A 19,111-nucleotide genomic window follows, 5' to 3' on the forward strand; every position below is an offset into this window, starting at 1 on the left:
CACGGGAGAAAAGAAAATTACATGGGAAAGAAGTGAAAATATATGGCTGTTATTTTAGTAGCAGAAGATGAAAGGAGCATGCAGTAAAACCGAGGGGACGGTTCTGGTGGTTAAATTGTAGAAGCATTGTTTGGGAATTAAGGGGTGATTATTATTAACAGAAAAGATATTATTACCGAAATCATTAATGATTGGGATCCAATAGGTGTTCTACCATATGCACCTATTGATGAGTATGAGGTAGAAATAAGTGAAATTTTAAGCTATATCGATAGTGAAAGCATTATTGATACTAGCAATCTAGCACATAAAATAAGAAAAATTTTTTTAAGTAGAATTGATAGTAAAAGTATTGTTTTTGATTATCGCAAATGTTATGAAGTTGCTAAAAAGATATACACCTTAAATTTGTAATTTTGAATTATAAGTAAACAACAAGATGAAATGATAAAAATACAAGTAAAAGAACAACATTCCATCAACAACATTTCATGATCTAGTTGGTGAAGTGTAAAAAAATAAAAAAATCGAAAAAAATTACTGGACAGGAGGCAAAGATATTTAATCCTACAACAGCAAACCTAAAAGCATATGGATTAGATAGTTCAAACTATACTACTGAAATACTGCTTATATTGTAAAATGTGATATTTTAAATACTATTTTTAGTCCCATTTCAAAACCAATAGATAAAGTAGAGTATTTACCTAAACAATCTTGGGATCCGATTCATAACCATTCTATGGATGCTGTAAAGAATGCAATAAAAGAATGGGAGGAAAGGAAGGAATGAATCAGAGAATAGTTTCTGTCATACTAGTTATTATTGTTTTTTCTGTGTTATTATATTCTTGTCAATTAGATGACACAGAAGTAGAGAAGGAGGATTATGAGATTACTAATATTAATATTTACAAAAATACTCCCGTATGGGAATTAGCATTAGCCGTAAGAGATCAAAAAACTAAAACCATAGAGAAAATTGCAAAAGATAAGCCTGAACTATTAAATTATCAGGATCCCAAATATGATGCTACTTTGCTATTATGGGCAGTTGGAATGGAAAAATACAACTCAGTAGAGGCATTATTAAGATTAGGTGCAGATCCAAATATAGCTTCAATTATCAGGCATGGAGAGACTCCGCTTTTCATAGCGGCCGGGTTTTCATGGATAGGCAGAGAAGCTAAAAAAGATCCTAAATATGTAAATCTCTTATTAGAATATGGTGCAGATCCGAATATAAATTATATTGGATCGGATATTCCCGGAAGTAAAACAGTTATTGAGCCAGGAACCAGTCCATTAATGAATTCAATTGGGTGTGGTATTGAGAAAACTAAGGCTTTAGTAGAGGCAGGAGCTGATATTAACTACAAAACAAAAACTGGAACTACAGCAGCAATAAAAGCATTAGGTACAGGTAAAAATGCAATTTTGGAAGAGCTTGAATATGCACATTATTTGATTGTTGAAAAGAAAGCAAAGATAACAGACCCTTATTTTAGAAGAGAGACATATGGAAATGATGATCCTAATGAAGAGTTCTTTTCAGTAAGCATATTAAGAAATTGGGTTTATGATTTGGGTTCAGATAGACATAAAGTTAAAATGGAAATTGTTGAAGAATTTGTACAACAAGGCGTAAATTATTGGGATGCTGAAATTAATAAGTTCACTCTTGAACAAATAAAAAAGCTTTACCCGGATACTTGGCAGGAATATACAAAGAAGTATTAATTTTTGCTTGAACAGAAGACCGATGGGATGGTTCTAGGGTTTAGTCACCTTCAAATATATGGTAATATATATTTGAAGGTGATTTTTATGCCAAGAAAAACAAGAAAAAAAGCGAAAGTGGCATCTATCATATATTTTTAAAAGGAATTAATAAGCAACTATATTGAAAAAAATAGTTAAAATACATACATCAAAACCCACGGGAGAAAAGAAAATTACATGGGAAAGAAGTGAAAATATATGGCTGTTATTTTAGTAGCAGAAGATGAAAGGAGCATGCAGGATATTATTGTGGAATATATGAAGCGAGGCGGTCATTCCTGTGTTACAGCAGGCGATGGAATAGATGCTGTAACGATATTAAAAAACAATCCTGTCGATTTAGCGATTTTGGATATTATGATGCCGCACTTGGACGGGTTTTCAGTCTGCAAGCTAGCAAGGGAAATGTATAATCTTCCCATCATATTTCTCACGGCAAAGGGGGATGAGGAGGACAAATTAAAGGGATACGATTATGGCGCGGATGATTATATGACAAAGCCTTTTAGCCCAAAAGTATTACTGGCAAAAGTAAATGCCCTGTTGCGGCGTTCTTCCATTACAGCCCCGCAAAACACTTTAAGCGTCGGGGAGATCGTTCTGATTCCATCATCACATATGGTTATTGTAGGCGGCAATGAGGTAGAATTGACACATAAGGAGTTTAAATTGCTATACTTCTTTATACGAAACAAAAACCAAGTGTTTTCACGGGAACAGCTCTTAAATCATATTTGGGGATATGATTTTGAGGGAAATACCCGGACGGTAGATACCCATATAAAAACGCTGCGGCAGAAGTTAGGCAACGAGGGACGACGTATTGTAACGCTGATCCGTTCCGGTTATAAGCTTGAGGTGTAAAATGAAAAAGAAGAATATGATATTCGGCATGAATACAGTTAGAAAGAAAGTCTTTTTACTTTCAAAATTGGTTGGCGGCATCATGATACTGTTTTATATGATGGCGGAAGAATTGCCGATTAGCGGAAATCGTGGATTTTGGATATGGGTCACACTGCTAATTATTGTTGTCATCGGGGTGGATGTAATGCTCGATCGTTTTATATCAAAGCCCCTCAATTCCATCAACGATACGGCAGAGAAAATGGCACAACTAGATTTTTCCGCACATTGCGAAATAAAGACAAATGATGAATTTGGTGAGTTAGCTCATAGCTTGAACGTCATGTTTGCCAATCTTCAGGAAGCACTCAAAAATCTGGAAATAGCCAATACACAGCTTAAAAAAGACGTTACACAGGAGCGGTTATTACTTGCCCAAAGAAAAGAATTGGTTGATAGTTTGTCTCATGAGATGAAAACCCCTCTAGGCATTATTCGCGCTTATACAGAGGGATTAAAAGATGAAACGGACGAGATAAAAAAACAGCAGTATATGGATGTGATTCTGTCTGCAACAGAGCGCATGAGCAGCATGATTGTATCTTTGTTGGATTTATCTGCATTGGAAGCGGGGGCAATAAAATTATCGGAAGAACGATTCGACTTTATAGAGCTTGTTGAAACAGTAGCAGGGCGCTTACTGATAGATACACCAAACGCAAATTATCATTTTAGCTATGAACTACCTGAAGAAAAAATCTATATCCATGCCGATGAACACCGAATTGAACAAGTGCTTGATAATTTAATTGAAAACGCCAAAAAGAATGTATGCACTGCGGGTAAAATACGGTTGGTTGTAACCCAAGGAAAGAATAATCTTCGATTTTCCATTTATAATCAAGGGAAATTGATACCTGAAAAAGATTTACCGAAAATATGGATGAAATTTTATCGGGGAGACAGTCCCCAAAGCAACAGCTGCAGCGGCTCCGGCTTGGGGCTTGCTATAGTGGCCCAAGTCCTGTCAATGTATAAAATCGATTATGGAGTACAAAACTTGCCGAATGGAGTTGAATTTTATTTTCAATTCCCGACAACAGCCTGATGATAAACCAATAAAAATGCCTTGCTTCCCATCTTGGGGTGGCAAGGCATTTTCTATTTCACACCGATTTCACAGTAGCCACACTTCGATTTCAATGGGTTTTTATAAATTGATTATACTAAAAAAGGGAGGATGATTTTTATGTTTCTGGGATTGGATTGGTATTGGTGGCTTCTTCTCATTGCCCTGTTGCTTATTTCCATACCATTTAAGTTTAGGTTTATAAAATGGTGGGAAAAACGCCGGCAAAGCAGCAACCAAAAAGATAAGTGGGGCGATGATGTATGATAAAAGTTAAGGACTTAACTTTTTCTTATCAAAAGAATAAGCAAACTTTACACGGGCTCACTTTTTCGGTATCAGATGGCGAGATTTTTGGATTCTTAGGGCCAAACGGCTCCGGTAAATCTACAACGCAGAAAATTTTGACAGGTATACTGAGCGGACACGGGGGTGAAGTGCGCATTTTCAATCAATCCCCCGCTGTTAAGCAAAAAAAGTTTCAAGAAAAAATCGGCGTATTGTTTGAATTTCCGTATCTCTATACCAATTTAAGTGCACTGGATAATCTAAACTATTTTGCATCATTTTATCCCGTGAAAAAATGTCGTGACATCTACGAATTGTTAGAAATACTGGATTTCAAAATGGAATATCTGAAAAAGCCTGTTTCCTCGTACTCAAAAGGAATGCGGCAACGTGTCAGCATGGCAAGGGCACTTCTCAATAATCCACGACTTTTGTTTTTAGACGAACCCACCAGCGGACTTGATCCGTCGGGTGCAGTGCTGTTCAGAAAAATTATTGAGGAAGAAAAGAAAAAAGGGACTACTGTATTTTTAACCACCCATAACATGCTGGATGCTGATTTATTGTGTGATCGGGTGGCTTTTATTGCAGATGGAGAGATCAAAGCGTTGGATACGCCAAAGAAGCTTAAAGAGAAAAACAGCAATCATCAGGTGGAAATCGATTATCTATATCAAGGAAAGCGTATCACCGTAACAATCGAGGTGGCTGAGCTGGGTGCGAGTATCCCTTTCCCCCATGACGAGATTATCAGTATCCATTCAAAAGAACCAACTTTGGAGGATATGTTTATCCATTATACAGGGAGGGGGTTATCTTAATGTGGCGTGGTTTTCCCTCCATACTAAAAAAAGATTTCAAACTGATGTTGTCAAGCAGGTTCCTTTTCCTTGCCATCGGATCTCTTTTTCTGTACTCCTTCTATATCAACATTGTCTATATTAGATTAGATCAGGACATTTATCCCGTTTATCTTTATGACCCAATAAAAACACAGGTCGAAGTATCTTCTGAAGTCACGCAGGTTGATGCCATAGAGGATTTACAGGCGCAATGCTCTGATGGCTATTCCGTTGGTATCGACGCCTCGGGAAACAAGTTGGAAGTTATCATGGTTACATCGGGTATAACTAGTACTGATCGTTATCGTGCTGCCTATGGGCTTTCCCTGCTGTCACCGGAGAGCAGCTACACTGCAGAGATTATCGGGACAAATGATAAAGAAATGAAAAACCGACGGGAAATCACTTGTGAATTCTTATTTTTTGAATTGACTGCGGTAGGCTTTTTAGGATTGGCAGCTATGCTATTCAAGGAAAAGCAGATGGGTGTCATTCGCGTTCACAGCATACTTCCTGTGAATCAATCTGCCTTTATCTTTTCAAAGCTATGTCTGTTCCTGCTATCCGATCTCGTTTTTACCTGCTTACTCACCGTTATAAATCTCGGCATATCGGCGGGGCTAAATGTTTTACCTGTCGTTCTAGTTCAAGCTGGAATACTGTCCTTAATTATGGCTCTGGTAGGCTTCTTCTGTGCTGTACAACTGCCTGACTTCAAACAGTTCTCTTTGCTGTATCTCGTCCTTGCAATCTTTATTTCAACGCCTGTCTTTCTAGTGGGGCAGACGAGTATTGATTGGAATTGGATCAATTACCATCCCATGTATCACCTGTTTATGGGAATGAAAAATGCGTATTTTGCTAACTCGTCCCCTGGTGCCAGTTATTATCTTACCTGTGGGTTGGTAATTGTATTGCTGTTCCTGGTTGCACACCGAGCCCTTACTCGTGAGATGGCAAAGGAGGGATAACATGAAAGGCATTAAATATCAACTAAAAAACATACGCAGGGATAAAATGTGCATCCTTTCCTTTTTGTTGCCTGTAATCGTGGGCTTGGCCATTAATATGCTTTCGGAAGTGAGTTTTTCTTCTTTAAGTGAAATATCCTTTGGTACCGTGAAAAATGATCTTTCCGAACAGTCCGTCGAGTGGCTTAAAAGCAATGGAAGGGTAGCGGAGTTTGAAAATGTAGACGAACTAAAAGCTGCCGTACTTGATCCTGCTTCTCAAATGATTGGTGTTCTCCGGGATGAAAACGGGATAAAAACAATTTTGTCCGGGGATGAACTGCAAATGAATATAATTATTGGGAACACGCTTCCAAAACTCTATGCTGAACGTGAAGCAGTAGTAGCCTCCAAAATAACGGTTATCCCCACCGCTAATAGCAACGAGGGGATGAAAATCGCTGCTGATTGCCATAACGTTGGTTACTGCTATGTTTATGGGCTGTACATTTAACGCTATGAGTATGATCGGAGAAAAGGAAGATGGCATCGCTTTCATCAATGAAGTGCTACCTATAACAAAAATGGACTTTATTGTACAAAAAGTTTGTTTAGGGTTTAGTGGTGGCGTTCTATCTACCATTCTAACCGCTTTCGCTTGCACGAGAGTTGAGGCAAGACACATCTTTCCGTTGTTGCTAATTATCATACTGTCCGCTTTTATTGCGGCATTAGTGGGGTTATTTATCGGGTATTCTGCAAATAGTTTGATGGGAGGCATCACCTACATCAAAATCGTAATGATTTTATTCCTAGCTCTCCCAATCCTATTCTACTTGGTAGTACCGGCAGGCAGCGCCTTACATTTGTTATCGTATCTTCTGCCTTCAAGTGCCACTTTCTATGGGCTGATGGATATGTTAAACGGACAGGTACAAAATATCGGCATAAGTATGATCGTATTGTTGACGCATTGCATTATATGGCCCTTACTGTTCTTTATTTTGGGAACACCCCGGGCATAAAAAGGCATTGATATAAATGGCAAAACCGGCCGATGTCTATTGTATTAATCATAAAAACAAAACATCTTTATGGAGTAGCCAGAAAAAACAAATTAAAGCCACCGTTTTTTACTCATAAAGCAACGGTGGCTTTATAAGAGTTAATTATCATTTACAAAATAGCTCTTTTCATTTTGATTAGGTAATTTCCGCCCTTTCTTCAACCGCTTTACAGTAATTGATTCATACTTATTAGGAATGGTTGGTTGGATAGGGTCCTATATTTTTATACTGTCCGCCCAGATATATTCTAGAAAATTATTATTATAGAATTGATGTACAACGGGAATGTAAAAAAAATGACTAAAGTAATTAAAATTAACCAAAATTAAATTGTAAAGCTATAGTCTTAAAACTATTGATACTATTGAATTTCAGCTGTGACTATGAGATTCTATGATAGAAGCAGTTATCAAAATATTTGAAAAAAAGAGGTGGAAAAATGTTAAAGGGCAGTAAATTAAGTTCAGAAATTCAACGATTTGGTAGGTCCTTATTATTACCAATCGCCGTTATGGCTCCTGTAGGTATGGTGTTGGGGCTGGCGGGAGCCTTAATACAAAGCTACATGATTGAAAGGGTTCCGTTGCTGGGCAATCCCACAATTCAGCTTTTATTGACCAGCCTTAGGGATATTGCAAACGTTATCTTTAGCAATATTCCAGTGCTATTTGCCATGGGGGTAGCCTATGGTATGTCTAAAAAAGAAAAAGGAATTGCCGTTTTTTCAGCCATTATATCCTATTTAATTTTAAATGCCACCATCAATGTATGGTTAAAGGCAACGGGAAGCCTGGCCTCACCTGATGAAATGGCCCAGGTGGGACAGGGAATGGTATTGGGGATACAAACCCTCAGACTTGATGTATTGGGCGGCATTATCAGTGGTTTGGTGGGGGCTATAGCGGCCGATCGCTTTTATCAGCTGGAACTGCCTGTGGCCTTTGCCTTTTTCAGTGGTAAGAAATCAGTACCCATAATTTCCATCGGTATTACCATGGTGATCGGGGTTATTATTCCCTTCCTATGGAAGCTTGTAACCAATGCTTTAATCTCTATGTCATCAATAATCCTTAATGGTCCCTTTGGTGCATTTTTAAATGCCATCATGGTAAGGCTTCTCATTCCCTTTGGGCTGCACCATGTCTGGAGCGCCCTCATTCGCTTTACACCGGCAGGGGGAACCTATGTAATTGATGGAGAGAGCTTTGTAGGGGTTTTACCGGCACTGAATAAAATATTATTTGAACTGGGTCCTAACCATGAAGTATGGCAAATGATGCCTGAGCTAACGAGATTCATGGCCCAAACCCAAATGCTGGTGACCCTGTTTATTATTCCTGCCATTGGTCTGGCCATGTATAAATCAGCCTATGCCAAAAACAGGCCCTATGTAAAGGGAATTATTATTACCATGGTATTAACACCCTTTTTAGGAAACGTAACAGAGCCCATGGAATTCTCCTTTCTATTTATTGCACCGGTGCTGTATGTATTCTATGCCCTATTGGCCGGGGTGGGTTCAACCTTCCTCTATCTTCTAAAAACCTCTGTGGGCTATATTAGGGGAACCATCTTCGATTTTGCCATCTTTGGGCTAATGTATGAAAACACCAGGTGGTACAACATTTTCATCGTGGGAATTCCCCTCTTTGTCATCACCTATTTTGTCTTCACCTGGGCCATTAAAAAGTGGAATATTGCCACTCCCGGTCGTGAAGAGGACGAAGTGGGACACAACAGCCTACTGAAGGATAAACGCTATGACGAGGTGGCCAAAATTGTGATTAAGGCCATCGGTGGAAGAAGTAATATAGTCCATGTAGAAAACTGTGTTACCCGGCTTAGAATAGACTTAAAGGACATGAAGGCTGTTGATAAGGAAATGCTGAAGGAATCAGGTACTTCAGGAATTTTCTTCCCCACCAAGAATCACATTCATATTGTATTCGGGCCCAATGTTGAATTTGTCAAAAATGCTGTAGATCAAGAGCTTCAGGGTGGGGTGGTGAAGGAGTGACCTTAAACAGATTAACAGAAGGCTTTGACAGGCTGACAGGCCTCGAAAAAAAGATTGTGGAATATATCTTGAATCATCCCGAGACCATCATTCATCTAACGGCCCATGAGGTGGCAGAAATATTGTTTGTATCCAAAACCTCCATTATCAATCTCTCTAAAAAGCTGGGCTTCGACGGCTACAGCGAGCTTAGATATTATGTGAAGGATTATGTCCAAAATCAAGACAAAAAAGAAGAACAGTTTTCCTATGAAGGAATCCTGGGTGCAATCAGTGATGAGGTGACCAAAACCCTGACCCTCCAGCGGGAAGAGAACATTAAAGCCATTGCTCAGAAAATCATCAACTCAAGAATCGTCTATATCATTGCCAGGGGAGCCTCTAAGCCCATTGCCGACCTCTTAAGCTCCAGGCTGGCCATGCTGAAGGTAAAATCTATCTTCATCAATGACCCCAACCTAATTGATGTGCTGGGGGAGGGATTGGGAATTGATGAGACCGTTTTGGTAATGTCCTTATCAGGAGAAACCGAAAAAATATTAACCATAGCCAAATCCGCCAGGGCCCGGGGAATCGATGTGATTGCCCTAACCGCCTTTTCTAACAATACCCTGCAAAGATTGGCAAATTACAATATGTTTTGCTTTGCCCATGACTCAGAAACAAAATATAATGACTTGATTTCGAGAATTGGGCTTCATGTACTGATTCAAATTCTGATTACCTACATTGGACTAGACAGAAAGGAGTAATTCAAATGAAGCGAGAAAAACAGGTAGTAACCATTGTCGGCTGCGGAAGTACCAGAACCCCTGCCTTAATTGGCAGTCTGGTAAACTATAAAGAGAGATTTCCCCTTAAAAAATTGATCTTATTTGATATTTCAATGGAGCGGATTAAGGCCCAGCAGGATTACATTCGCCTGGTAATGGAAAAGCATTGTCCAGATGTGGAGCTTTTCTTCACCGATGACGAAAATCAGGCCTATCAGGGAACCGATTATGTATTTTGTCAGATGAGGGCCGGAAACTTTGAAATGAGAAGCCATGACGAAAAAATTCCCTTGAAATATGGACTGGTGGGGCAAGAAACTTGCGGGCCAGGGGGCTTTGCCTATGGGATGAGATCTATTATGCCCATGATCAACATGGTGAAAAAGATTAGAGAATTTGCTCCCGAGGCATGGATATTAAACTATACTAATCCTGCTGCCATCGTTGCAGTGGCTTTAGATAAGGTATTTCCAGAGGATAAAAGAATACTGAATATATGTGATCAGCCCTATTCCATGATCAAATCCTTTGCCAAAATTCTGGAGGTTGACATGTACGATATAGAGCCCCGTTATTTTGGCTTGAATCACTTCGGCTGGTTTACAAAGCTATACCATACCCCAACGGGAGAAGATTTATTGCCTAGCCTGAAGGCCCATTTAATGAACCATGAGTTTAAACCCTTTAACGCAGAGCAACGGGACCCATCCTGGCTAGAAACCTACCGAAATGTCAATAAAATGATGAAGTTTTTTCCAGACTATCTGCCCAATACCTATTTGCAGTATTACTTCTTTCCAGAGGAAATTGCTGCCCACAGTAACCCGGAATATACCAGGGCCGATGAGGCGAAAAACGGTAGAGAAAAGCAGGTATTGGAGCTATGCAGAAGGGCCAGGGAACAAAACAGCCTAGACAATATCCCACTGCTGATTGGTGAGGTTCATGGCAATATGATGGTAGAAGTGGCGGAATCCATTGCCTACGACCTAAAGAAGGTATTTGTAGTCATGGTAAGAAATAAAGGAATTATTCCTAATTTACCCGGTGACGCCATGGTAGAATGTGCCGGAGAGCTTACTAAAAATGGAGCAGAGGCGTACCCCTATGGGGAAGTAGAAACCTTCTATAAAGGGCTGCTGGAAAACCAATATGCCTACGAAAAGCTAACGGTGGAGGCTTGCCTGGAATCAAATTATCAGAAGGCCTTGCAGGCCCTCACATTAAACCGTACCGTGGTTGATCCTAGTAAGGCCAAGGCTGTATTGGACGATTTAATGGCGGTGAACAGTGAATATTGGTACCTAAAATAAATGGGGTGATACAGTGTATTTATATTCAGAGAATATCTATACCCCCGAGGGATTTCAGCGGGGCTATTTAAAGATTGAAAATGGAAAGATTAACGGAATTACAGAGGAAATTGAAAAAACAGACGAACCAGTGATGGATTACAAGGACAACATCATCATACCGGGGTTCATTGATATTCATCTTCATGGATGGGCCACAGGCTCCTTCTGGTATGAAGGTACCCAGCAATCCATTAAAAATATGTCCAGAGAGCTGGTGAAGGTAGGGGTAACCTCCTACCTGGCCACCTCCGGCACCGATGCCGTTGAAACGATTAACAACTATTTGGCGGAAGGTCGAGCAGCCCTTGAGACCTGGCATCCTGAGGAAGGGGCCCATATCCTTGGATTTCATCTGGAGGGGCCCTTCATTAACAAGGAATTCAAAGGTATGCAAAAAGAGGCCCATTGTTTGGAACCATCTGTGGAAATCATGGCAAGCTTTCTGAATACTGCGGGAGAAGGCAATGTCAAGCTGATTACCCTGGCTCCGGAGCTGCCGGGGGCTGAAGAGCTGATTAAATATGTAAGCCGGAAGGGAATACAAATTTCGGTGGGCCACAGCGCTGCTGAGTTTGAAGACATTAAAAGGTTAAAGGACCTGGGACTGGGGGGCTTTACCCATACCTTCAGCGGTATGCGGGGCTTTCACCATCGAAGACTGGGGGTCGTAGGGGCGGCCATGTATTTTGACGATATGTACGCAGAATTCGGGAAGCAAACCGGCATGACTGTTCGGCCAGAGGCCTTTGCAATCATCTATCGCCTGAAGGGACCCCAGGGAATTATATTAACCACCGATTGTACTGGCTTGGCCCATGTAAAGGAGCCCTTCTACCACTATATTCGGAAATGTACCTTTATTCCAGATGGTGATCATGTTAAGCTGGTTTTTGATGATGGTACCGAGGAGCGAATTAATAAGCACGACAATGAAAGGGTTAAGGAGCTGGAGCTGGGCTTTTTAGGCTCTGTAAGAAATGTAGTTAAAAATGTCCATGCCTCTATTAAAGATATTGTTAAAATGGCCTCAGAGAACCCGGCCCGATATATTGGGGTCGATCATGATAAAGGCTCCATTGAAGCAGGAAAGGATGCAGACTTATTAGTCATTGATGATAATTGGAATTTACTGGACGTTTATGTTCAGGGAAGAAAGCAGAAAATAAATTAATATGCTTAAAAAAAGTCCACCTTCTGGAATTTACTACAGAGGGTGGGCTTTTTAATTTTCGTCATGTATTTCAAGAAAGTCAACCGACGAATATTTCAGAGCAAGACTTTATTCTTTTTGGTCAAAAGACATCAACAGATGAATTTTGGTATATAAATTGCAATGTGAATTAATTAAAACACATAGCTTTTTTACCAAGGGGTGATTGTATTGCGTAGAATAGATTTGGTTATGGAAGCACTTCAAAGGCTGTACCAAACGAGCTATCAAGGAATCAGCTCTGAACAAATCGCCCGGGAGCTGGGGCTTCACAGGGCCAATGTCAGCAATGACCTGAATATATTGGTAAGGGAAGGCAAGGCCCAAAAGAAAATCGGCCGTCCGGTATTGTTTAAGCCAGCAGGCAGTATCAAAGTTCAGGGCCAAGGGGATGTATTCGATACCATTATTGGAGCCAAAGGAACCCTGTCAATGGCTGTTCAACAGGGGAAGGCCGCCATCATTTATCCGCCCCATGGACTTCACACCTTAATATTTGGTGAAACCGGAGTGGGCAAAACCCTCTTTGCAGAGCTGATGTACAATTATGGCAGGGAAACGGGCCGATTTTCTGCCAAGGCTCCCTTTATGACCTTTAATTGTGCAGATTATTCCCAAAATCCCCAGTTATTGATGGGGCAGATTTTTGGTATCAAAAGGGGCCTACACCGGAGCAGTCCATGATCAGGCGGGACAGCTGGAACGAGCAGACGAAGGAATCCTTTTTCTGGACGAAGTCCATCGTCTCCCTGCGGAAGGACAGGAAATGCTCTTTACCTTCATTGATAAGGGAAAATTCAAACGATTAGGGGAGCCCGACTATACAAGGCAGGCTAGGGTTTTAATCATTGCCGCCACCACCGAAGAGCCCAAATCAAGCCTACTGGATACATTCATTAGGCGTATACCCATGATGATCAATATTCCCCCTTTAAGGGACCGCAGACTATGTGAGCGATTTAAGCTGATACGGGATTTTTTTAGACAGGAATCAGCTAGAATTGGGAAGGAAATCATAGTTAGTCTGAATGCCTTGAGGGGCCTGCTGCTATATGAATGCCCTAACAATATTGGTCAATTGAAAAGCGATATACAGTTGAGCTGTGCCAGGGCTTTTTTAGACCTTATGAGCCAGACAAGGGACACTGTGATGGTAAATAGTAGAATTTTACCTGATGAGGTAAAGAAGGGAATTTTGAAGCTAAAGGATTACCGGGAGGAAATCAATCAGCTCCTGGGCGATGGAAAGTTTCAATATAAATTTTGTGCCCATCAAGAGGAGGTTTATACAAGTAAAGAAGACCAATATTCGGTACCCAACAATTTTTATGAGCTGATGGAGAAGCGAGTAGAACGGTTGCGGAAAGAGGGGATCAATGATGAAGATATCAGCGAGATCATGGGTACAGACATTGAAAACTATTTTATCAATTTTATGGGAAGGTTTAAACAGCGTACCAGGGATACCGAGGTGGAAAAGCTCATAGGCAGAGAGCTTTTAGATTTATCAAAGGAGATACTGGCATTGGCCAAAGCACGATTGAAAAATCCTCATCTGGATACGTTACTATATGGATTGGCCATGCATATTGGTGCCACCCAGGAACGAATCAGGCAGCAAAAGCCCATTGTAAATCCAAACCTTAATGAAGCCAGAAAGAAATATGCCAGGGAATTTACTGTTGCGGTAGAGGCAGCTTCGATGATAGAAGAGCGCCTTAATATTGAGCTTCCCCTGGATGAAATCGGATTTTTAACAATGTTCTTTGTCAATCGACAATTCAATGGAGAGATCGATAAAAAAATTGAAAATGTAGGGATTTTACTTCTGATGCATGGTAATAGTGCTGCCGCCAGCATTGCCAAGGTAGCCAATACGCTATTGTCCTGTGATCTGGCCTGTGCCATTGATATGCCCCTTACCGTTAACCCTGAAAAAATTTATCAGGAGGCCAAGGGAAAAGTAAAAAAGATTGATCAGGGGAAGGGAGTATTAATTTTGGCCGATATGGGTTCACTAATTAACTTTGGAGACATGATTACCAAGGAGACCGGGATCGTCACCAAAACAGTGGAAATGGTCAGCACTCCTATGGTGATTGAGGCCGTACGGAAGGCCATGATGGGGGCAAGCCTGGAGCAGGTTTATCATGCCGCCATCGATATTAATCCCTATTTGGGTAAACGGCTGACAACGGAACCATCCCCTGGAAATTTAACTAAAAATGTAATTATTACAGGCTGCTACACAGGGGAGGGAGGCTCGGTTAAGATCAAATCCTATATTCTAAAAAACATTGATTTCACCGATTGTCCCCTGGAGGTGATTCCCTTGAGCTTTTGTGACCTGAAGGATTTTAGAAGACAAATCAATAGGCTGTCCCGAATTAAAAATATCATTGCCGTTATAAGCTATGTCAACCCTGAAATCCCAATTATTCCCTTTTTTACCCTGGAAGAAATCTTTACTGAGCAGGGCCGAAAAAAGCTGCAGGAAATTGTTTATAATGAAAATTTATTTTTACAGGTTGCCGACACCTTGACCGCCAACCTGAATTTTTCAACTCACCATGAACTGGTTTACGATATAAAGACCGCCCTGATGGGCATTGGTGCTTCATTGAAAATTCAATTGAATAATGATGTGTTAATAGGCGTAATATTGCATATAGGCTGTTTATTTGAAAGGCTATTGAACAACCTTGAATTAAAGACCAGAAAGCTGGAGGGGCAGGTAGACCACCACAGCCAAAAAATTGTAAAGAAAGCTTTAAAAGTACTGGAAGAAAAATATCAGGTCACCATACCCCACGATGAAATTCAGCTAATTACTTCAATTCTCCTGGATGGTTGCAGGGCCATCTAGGCCCATATCCCCCTTCTTTTTTAAGGCCTCCTAAGTGTATTCTGATCAGCTAAATAGTGTTTTAAGTGTATTGAAATTGAGCCTCTCTGAGAATCTCTTATGGAATTAAGGGGTTTTTCTGTATTGGCACAAAAATTGCTCTTATTAGCTGGCAAGAAAGGAGGATGAATATGAAAAAAATATTATTGGCCTGTGCAGCAGGTATGTCAACCAGTCTATTGGTATCAAAAATGGAGCAGGCTGCAAAATTAAAGGGAATTGAGGTGAAGATTGATGCCGTGCCGGTGGAAGCTTTTTCAGAAGTGGTAAGCGAATACGACATTGTATTGTTGGGTCCCCAGGTTAAATTTAAACGGGACGATTTTCAAAAAATCGCCGATGAGTATGGAATTAAGGTATTTGTTATTAATTCAATGGATTATGGATTATTAAAGGGCGAGAAAATTTTAGAAGAAGCGCTAAGGGAGCTTTAATATAAGGGGGATATGAGAAATGAATCAATTGATGAAATGGATAGAAGAAAAAATGCTGCCCGTGGTGGTTAAGGTGGGAAACCAAAGGCATATTTCCGCCATGAGGGATGGTTTTATTGCAGCCATGCCCTTTATGATCATAGGCAGCCTGTTATTAATATTAGCCTACCCGCCCTTTCCCGCTGAAACTACTAATTTCTTCGGAAGGGCCTGGGTTAGCTTTGCTACCAGGCACTTTGACACATTAATTGTACCCTATAACATGACCATGAGTATTATGACCCTGTTTATTGTCATTGCCATTGGCTACAGCCTTGCCAAGACCTACAAGCTGAATCCCCTTTCAGGGGCCATGCTGTCGCTGGCTGCCTTTTTACTGATTGCAGCCCAAGCACAAAATGGGGCCCTTCCTACCACCTATATGGACGGAAAGGGGGTCTTTACAGCACTGTTTACTTCCTTTTTCTCGATTGAGCTAATGCGTTTTTTAAAGGTCAGAAATATCACTATTAAAATGCCTGAAGGGGTTCCACCGGCCATTGCCGCCTCCTTTGAAGCACTGATTCCTGTATTTCTAATGGTTTGTATCCTGTACCCCATCAGTATTATCTTTCAAAATCTTACCGGTATGAGTATTCCAGAAGGGGTAATGGCCCTTTTCAGACCCCTGGTAGCGGGGGTTGATACCTTACCTGCAATCCTTTTCGTTGTATTTTTGGCTCATATTTTGTGGTTTGCAGGGATCCACGGTGCCAGTATTGTGGGAGGAATTCTAACACCCTTTTATCTCAACAATTTATCGGCAAATCAGGCTGCCCTAGAGGCAGGGGGAGCACTGCCCTATATCTTTACCCAACCTTTTTGGGCCTTTTATATCGTATTGGGGGGCTCCGGCGCTACCCTGGCATTGTGTTTCCTTTATTTAAGGAGTAAATCCTCCCATTTGAATGCCATCGGGAAGGTGGCGGTTTTCCCAGGCATATTTAATATCAACGAGCCAATCATATTTGCTTCCCCGGTGGTGATGAATCCTACCTTGGGTATTCCCTTTATTCTAGCGCCCATGATTAATGCCACCATAGCTTATTTTGTATTAAGATTAAATCTAGTGGCCAAGATTGTTTCTATGCCCCCCTGGACAACACCCGCCCCAATCGGAGCCATGTGGGCCGCCAATTGGCATATAGGTGCCCTATTGCTGGTAGCTGTGCTGTTCTTTGTATCTGGTGTTGTCTATTATCCCTTCTTCAAGCTTTATGAAAAGCAGCTATTGGCAGAGGAGCAGAAAAATCGTGAAGGTGCTCAAGGGGCCTAGTATTGATGGCCTTGATCAATACCCGTAGAAAGGACTAAAGGTATGAATACAGAGACAATTGCCATGGAAATGATTATCCACTCAGGAAATTGCAGAAGCGAGGCCTTCCAGGCCCTAAGACTGGCCAAGGGGGGAAAACAAAAGGAGGCATTGGAAAAATTAACTATTGCCAAGGAAGAGGCCCTTAAGGCCCATCGGGTACAGACCCAGCTGATACAGGGGGAGGCCAAGGGTGAAAGGGCAGCACTAAATTTACTGCTGATCCATGCCCAGGATCATCTGATGACATCGATACTGGCAAAGGATTTGATAGAAGAAATCCTTGATTTATACAGTGAAAAAAATCAAGAAGGAGTGGGTTGAATGAAAAATGGCTTGAAAATTGTAACCATCGGTGGCGGCTCCAGTTATACCCCAGAAATCATTGAAGGCTTTATAAAACGATATCATGAGCTGCCTGTAAAGGAAATTTGGCTGGTAGATATCGAGGAAGGAAGGGAGAAGCTGGAGATTGTTGGAAGGCTGGCCCAGCGAATGGTAAAGGAAGCGGGGATAGACTGTACTGTTCATCTGACCCTTGATCGAAGGAAGGCCTTAAAGGATGCAGACTTTGTTACCACTCAATTTCGAGTAGGTCTATTGGAGGCCAGAATAAGGGATGAAAAAATTCCCCTCCGGTATAATCGAATTGGCCAGGAAACCACAGGGGCCGGGGGCTTTGCCAAGGCCTTAAGGACCATACCCGTCATTCTGGATATATGCCGGGACATGGAGGAGCTTTGTCCCGATGCGTGGCTGGTGAATTTCACCAATCCATCGGGAATCATTACTGAAACGGTATTAAAGCATAGTAATATCAAAACCGTAGGTCTGTGCAACGTACCCATTGTGATGAAGATGATGGCTGCCGAAATATTGCAGGCCAGGCCAGAGGATGTTTATATGGAACTGGTGGGCTTAAATCACCTAATCTGGGGTAGAAAAATATATTTAAAGGATCAGGATGTCACCCAGCATGCTTTGAATTTACTGGCAGAGGGAAAGTCCTTCACCATGAAAAACATCAAGGATATGGGCTGGTCTATTGAACATATTAAGGCCCTGGGGGCTTTTCCTTGCCCCTATCATCGATATTTCTACCTGCCTGAAAAAATGCTGGCAGAGGAAATGCGGGCTGCCAGGGAGGAAGGAACCAGGGGTGAGGTGGTAAAAAAGGTCGAAGCGGCCCTGTTTGAGCTCTATAAAAACCCAGATTTAAAGGTAAAGCCCAAGGAGCTTGAAAAACGTGGCGGTCAATATTATTCAGATGCTGCCTGTGAGCTGATCAATGGAATATACAATGATAAGAAAATTATCATGACAGTTAATATACAAAATAACGGTACCATTAGTGAGCTGTCAAAGGACGTGGCCATCGAAACCAATGCGGTGATTGATTGTCGTGGGGCCCATCCCCTTAATGCTGCTCCCCTGTCCCCTGCTATTTTAGGCCTATTGCAAAGCGTCAAGGCCTACGAGGAACTAACCATTGAAGCGGCAGTACAAGGTGACAGGGAAAAGGCCCTATTAGCTTTAATCGCCAATCCTTTGGTGCAGGATGCCCTGGTGGCTGAAAAAATACTGGCAGACATTTTGGCAGAAAATAAAGAATATCTGCCGCAGTTTCAATAATTTCTATAGGCCCTGTAGGAAGCCAAAAGGCCAGTACAGGGCTTTTTTATTGTAATTAGATTGTAATCTAAAATTATCTTGAATCGGGCTGACGAATGTGTTAGTCTAAAAATGACTAAAACATTCGTCAATTCGGGAGGCAAAATATGAAAAAAGAGGTACCAAAAATAACCGATGGAGAATTAAAGGTGCTGGAGGCCCTGTGGGAAATGGAAGAAGCCCAGGCCAGCCAGCTGGTAGCACTGCTGAAGGAGCGGGCCCAGTGGAATCGTAATACGACCTATACCTTTATCAATCGTTTGGTGGAGAAGGGTATTATAGAACGAAGGGAGCCGGGCTTTGTTTGCATCCCCCGCTATTCCAGAGAGGAAGTAAGGGTCGCCGAGGCTAAAAGCTTTTTAAATCGCATGTATGAAGGTTCATTGAAGGTATTGGTAACAAGCTTTATTAATAACGAGGTGCTGTCAGAGGAAGAAATTAATGAATTAAAGCAATTGATTGAGAAAAAGGGTGAATAGGAGGGCGTC

General features: G+C 41.3%; 19 protein-coding genes and 1 pseudogene. All 20 read left to right on the forward strand.

Annotated features, from left to right (window positions below; all coding sequences use genetic code 11):
• Nucleotides 1-144 precede the first annotated feature (144 nt).
• The 20 genes and pseudogenes from ACYQ1I_RS10355 to ACYQ1I_RS10450 all read left to right on the forward strand — a co-directional run bounded on the left by ACYQ1I_RS10355 (nucleotide 145) and on the right by ACYQ1I_RS10450 (nucleotide 19,102).
• Nucleotides 145-414 (forward strand): DUF1871 family protein, encoded by a 270-nt coding sequence (locus ACYQ1I_RS10355; RefSeq protein ID WP_459764969.1) that lies wholly within the window; start codon nucleotides 145-147, stop codon nucleotides 412-414.
• A 357-nt stretch (nucleotides 415-771) separates the two neighbouring features.
• On the forward strand, nucleotides 772-1,740 hold the full coding sequence (locus ACYQ1I_RS10360) for an ankyrin repeat domain-containing protein (protein WP_459764971.1): 969 nt from the start codon (nucleotides 772-774) through the stop codon (nucleotides 1,738-1,740).
• Nucleotides 1,741-1,980: 240 nt separating this feature from the next.
• A complete protein-coding gene (locus ACYQ1I_RS10365) occupies nucleotides 1,981-2,646 on the forward strand; it encodes a response regulator transcription factor (protein ID WP_459764973.1) in 666 nt (221 codons plus the stop codon).
• Nucleotide 2,647: 1 nt separating this feature from the next.
• Nucleotides 2,648-3,736, forward strand: a complete 1,089-nt coding sequence (locus tag ACYQ1I_RS10370; RefSeq protein ID WP_459764974.1) for a sensor histidine kinase — start codon at nucleotides 2,648-2,650, stop codon at nucleotides 3,734-3,736.
• 141 nt (nucleotides 3,737-3,877) lie between these two features.
• The gene (locus ACYQ1I_RS10375; RefSeq protein WP_459764975.1) at nucleotides 3,878-4,024 is read left to right on the forward strand and encodes a hypothetical protein; all 147 of its coding nucleotides are present in this window, start codon (nucleotides 3,878-3,880) and stop codon (nucleotides 4,022-4,024) included.
• The gene (locus ACYQ1I_RS10380; RefSeq protein ID WP_459764976.1) at nucleotides 4,021-4,866 is read left to right on the forward strand and encodes an ABC transporter ATP-binding protein; all 846 of its coding nucleotides are present in this window, start codon (nucleotides 4,021-4,023) and stop codon (nucleotides 4,864-4,866) included. Before ACYQ1I_RS10375 ends, ACYQ1I_RS10380 begins: the two co-directional genes overlap by 4 nt.
• Entirely contained in the window at nucleotides 4,866-5,858 is a 993-nt protein-coding gene (locus ACYQ1I_RS10385; RefSeq protein WP_459764977.1) for an ABC transporter permease, read from the forward strand. Before ACYQ1I_RS10380 ends, ACYQ1I_RS10385 begins: the two co-directional genes overlap by 1 nt.
• A 1-nt stretch (nucleotide 5,859) precedes the next feature.
• Nucleotides 5,860-6,351, forward strand: coding sequence for an ABC transporter permease (locus ACYQ1I_RS10390; protein ID WP_459764979.1), 492 nt, complete (start codon nucleotides 5,860-5,862; stop codon nucleotides 6,349-6,351).
• A gap of 4 nt (nucleotides 6,352-6,355) precedes the next feature.
• Nucleotides 6,356-6,862: an ABC transporter permease gene (locus ACYQ1I_RS10395; RefSeq protein ID WP_459764981.1), complete on the forward strand. Its 507-nt coding sequence runs from the start codon at nucleotides 6,356-6,358 to the stop codon at nucleotides 6,860-6,862.
• 481 nt (nucleotides 6,863-7,343) lie between these two features.
• Nucleotides 7,344-8,921, forward strand: a complete 1,578-nt coding sequence (locus ACYQ1I_RS10400) for a PTS transporter subunit EIIC (RefSeq protein WP_459764983.1) — start codon at nucleotides 7,344-7,346, stop codon at nucleotides 8,919-8,921.
• A complete protein-coding gene (locus ACYQ1I_RS10405; RefSeq protein ID WP_459764985.1) occupies nucleotides 8,918-9,673 on the forward strand; it encodes a MurR/RpiR family transcriptional regulator in 756 nt (251 codons plus the stop codon). Before ACYQ1I_RS10400 ends, ACYQ1I_RS10405 begins: the two co-directional genes overlap by 4 nt.
• Before the next feature lie 5 nt (nucleotides 9,674-9,678).
• A complete protein-coding gene (locus ACYQ1I_RS10410; protein WP_459764987.1) occupies nucleotides 9,679-11,007 on the forward strand; it encodes a family 4 glycosyl hydrolase in 1,329 nt (442 codons plus the stop codon).
• Nucleotides 11,008-11,020: 13 nt separating this feature from the next.
• Nucleotides 11,021-12,220, forward strand: a complete 1,200-nt coding sequence (gene nagA / locus ACYQ1I_RS10415; protein ID WP_459764989.1) for an N-acetylglucosamine-6-phosphate deacetylase — start codon at nucleotides 11,021-11,023, stop codon at nucleotides 12,218-12,220.
• Nucleotides 12,221-12,691: 471 nt separating this feature from the next.
• Nucleotides 12,692-14,405 (forward strand): annotated as a pseudogene (locus ACYQ1I_RS10420) (sigma-54-dependent transcriptional regulator); the annotation flags it as partial.
• Nucleotides 14,406-14,861: 456 nt separating this feature from the next.
• The gene (locus ACYQ1I_RS10425; protein ID WP_459765340.1) at nucleotides 14,862-15,125 is read left to right on the forward strand and encodes a PRD domain-containing protein; all 264 of its coding nucleotides are present in this window, start codon (nucleotides 14,862-14,864) and stop codon (nucleotides 15,123-15,125) included.
• Nucleotides 15,126-15,295: 170 nt separating this feature from the next.
• Complete coding sequence (locus ACYQ1I_RS10430; protein WP_459764991.1) at nucleotides 15,296-15,598, forward strand: PTS sugar transporter subunit IIB; 303 nt, start codon at nucleotides 15,296-15,298, stop codon at nucleotides 15,596-15,598.
• A 19-nt stretch (nucleotides 15,599-15,617) separates the two neighbouring features.
• Nucleotides 15,618-16,913 carry a PTS sugar transporter subunit IIC gene (locus tag ACYQ1I_RS10435; RefSeq protein ID WP_459764992.1) on the forward strand — a complete coding sequence of 432 codons (1,296 nt, stop codon included), beginning with the start codon at nucleotides 15,618-15,620 and terminating at the stop codon, nucleotides 16,911-16,913.
• Between the two features lie 42 nt (nucleotides 16,914-16,955).
• On the forward strand, nucleotides 16,956-17,276 hold the full coding sequence (locus ACYQ1I_RS10440) for a PTS lactose/cellobiose transporter subunit IIA (protein ID WP_459764994.1): 321 nt from the start codon (nucleotides 16,956-16,958) through the stop codon (nucleotides 17,274-17,276).
• Nucleotides 17,277-18,584 carry a 6-phospho-beta-glucosidase gene (locus ACYQ1I_RS10445; protein ID WP_459764996.1) on the forward strand — a complete coding sequence of 436 codons (1,308 nt, stop codon included), beginning with the start codon at nucleotides 17,277-17,279 and terminating at the stop codon, nucleotides 18,582-18,584.
• A 146-nt stretch (nucleotides 18,585-18,730) separates the two neighbouring features.
• Entirely contained in the window at nucleotides 18,731-19,102 is a 372-nt protein-coding gene (locus tag ACYQ1I_RS10450; RefSeq protein WP_459764998.1) for a BlaI/MecI/CopY family transcriptional regulator, read from the forward strand.
• Nucleotides 19,103-19,111: the final 9 nt, after the last annotated feature.

This window comes from Alkaliphilus crotonatoxidans, from assembly GCF_054658015.1.